This is a genomic window from Kitasatospora sp. NPDC004799, from assembly GCF_040609095.1.
GTDB lineage: Bacteria > Actinomycetota > Actinomycetes > Streptomycetales > Streptomycetaceae > Kitasatospora.
In genome coordinates, this window is record NZ_JBEXJK010000675.1 from 1 (window position 1) to 2,547 (window position 2,547).

The 2,547-nt window shown below is 75.9% G+C and carries 1 protein-coding gene; it reads left to right on the top strand.

Translation table 11 applies throughout. From position 1 onward, the window contains the following. The first annotated feature begins 263 nt into the window (after positions 1 to 263). Positions 264 to 2,453, top strand: a complete 2,190-nt coding sequence (locus ABZW03_RS39750; RefSeq protein ID WP_355269598.1) for a glycoside hydrolase family 9 protein — start codon at positions 264 to 266, stop codon at positions 2,451 to 2,453. The last annotated feature ends 94 nt before the right edge of the window (positions 2,454 to 2,547 follow it).

The window sequence follows — 2,547 nt, forward strand, 5'->3', positions numbered from 1 at the left end:
GAGGCCGGCGCGGATGCGCTCCAGGGTCTTGGGGGACAGGGCCTTGGTGCGCTCGCCCGTGTGGGGGGCGCGCGGGGCCTCGCGTCGGATCCGGCCTCGGACGGGACCGGGAAGGCCTCGGCATCCGACGCCACGTCAACAGCCGTTCGCGTTCTACGCCTTGACGCGGCCCTGGCGGGGCTGGCTTGATGGGGCACGTGGGAGCGCTCCCACTCGGAGGCCCCCACCTCCCGCAGCCACCCCCACCGAGGAAGGCCCCACCCGTGCCTCCTGCCACCCCCGTCCGCGCCGTGCCGCGCCGCACGGCCGCCGTGCTCACCGCTCTCGCCCTGGCCGGCGGCGGCCTGACCGCCACCGCCGCCACGGCGGCCCCCGCCGGCCCGGCCACCTCGGCCGTGTCAGCGGCCGCGCCGGCGGCTCCGGCCGCCACCGCCGCCGACCTCCCCGTCCGGGTCAACCAGCTCGGGTACCTGCCGGACGGCCCCAAGCGGGCCACCGTGGTCAGCTCCGCCACCGCCCCGCTGTCCTGGCAGCTGCGCGACGCCTCCGGCGCGCAGGTCGCCGCCGGCACCACCGCGGTGCACGGCGCCGACCGGGCGTCCGGCCAGTCCACCCACCTGGTCGACTTCGGCGCGTACACCGGCACCGGCACCGGCTTCACCCTGGTGGTCGGCGGCCAGGCCAGCCACCCGTTCGACATCGCGGCGTCGCTCTACGACGGCCTGCGCGCCGACAGCCTGTCCTTCTTCTACCAGCAGCGCAGCGGCATCACGATCGACGCGTCGCTGGCCGGCGGCGCCTACGCCCGTCCCGCCGGACACCTGGGCGTGGCACCGAACAAGGGCGACACCAGCGTGCCCTGCCAGGCCGGGGTCTGCGACTACCGGCTGGACGTGCGCGGCGGCTGGTACGACGCCGGCGACCAGGGCAAGTACGTCGTGAACGGCGGCATCGCCACCTGGGAGCTCGTCAACTCCTTCGAGCGCGCCCGCCGTTCCGGCGGCGACGCGGCGCTCGGCGACGCCACGCTCCGCGTGCCGGAGCGCGGCAACGGGGTGCCGGACGTCCTGGACGAGGCCCGCTGGGAACTGGACTTCCTGCTCCGGATGCAGGTCCCGGCCGGCCGGCCGATGGCCGGCATGGCCTTCCACAAGGTGCAAGACGACAAGTGGACCGCCCTGCCGACCAGGCCGGAACTCGACTCCGAGCAACGCGAGTTGCACAAGCCCTCGACCGCGGCCACGCTCAACCTGGCCGCCACCGCGGCGCAGTGCGCCCGGGTGTACGCCCCCTACGACCCGGCCTTCGCCGCCCGCTGCCTGGACGCGGCCGAGCGCGCCTGGGCGGCCGCCGAGGCCAACCCCGCCGTCCTCGCCCCGGCGGGCGACAGCACCGGCGGCGGCGCGTACGAGGACGCCGACGTCTCCGACGAGTTCTACTGGGCGGCGGCCGAACTCCTCGCCACCACCGGCGAGTCGCGGTACCGGGACGCGGTGACCTCCTCGCCGCACCACACGAAGCCGGTGGACGGGTTCTGGTGGGGCGGCACCGCGACGCTCGGCCGGATCACCCTCGCGACCGTCCCGGGCGTCGCCCTGCCCGCCGACGACGTGACCCGGCTGCGCGGCCTGCTGACCGCGGCCGCCGACCAGCACCTGTCCACCATGGCCGGACAGGGCTACGCGGTGCCGCTCGCCGCCGACGCCTACGTGTGGGGCTCCAACAGCTCCGTGGCCAACAACGCGATGGTGCTGGCCGTCGCGTACGAGCTGACCGGCGCGCAGCGCTACCGGGCGGGCGCGCTGGAGTCGCTGGACTACCTGCTGGGCCGCAACGCCCTGGACCGCTCGTACGTCAGCGGCTACGGCGAACGCGCCTCCGAGAACCAGCACCACCGCTTCTGGGCGCACCAGAACGACGCCTCGCTGCCGCACCCGCCGGCCGGCTCCTTCGCGGGCGGTCCGAACGCGGGCCTGGAGGACCCGGTGGCCAAGGCGCAGCTGGCCGGCTGCGCACCGGCCGCGTGCTACGTCGACGACATCGGCTCGTACTCCACCAACGAGGTGGCGGTCAACTGGAACGCCTCGCTGGCCTGGCTCGCGGCCTTCGCCGCGGAGCGCCGCGGCGGCACCCCGGCGGCCTCCTGCGCCGTGACGTACGGGCTCGGCAGCTCGTGGGGCAACGGCTTCACCGCGACGGTGACGGTGAAGAACACCGGCACCTCGGCGGTCTCCGGCTGGACGCTCGGCTGGAGCTTCGCGGGTGACCAGCGGGTCTCCTCCGCGTGGAACGCTGTCGTGACCCAGTCGGGGAGCACGGTGACCGCCCGCGACGCGGGCTGGAACGGCGTCCTCGCGCCGGGCGCCACCGCGGGCTTCGGCTTCCAGGCGACCTACTCGGGCGGCAACGAGGCACCCGCCCGCTTCACGCTCAACGGCGGCGCCTGCACCTGAGCCCCCGTCCTCGGCAGGAGAACGGCCCGGCCCCGTCCCGCCGGACGGGGCCGGGCCGTTCGGCTCCGCTCCCGGTCAGCCGCGCGGGCGCCCG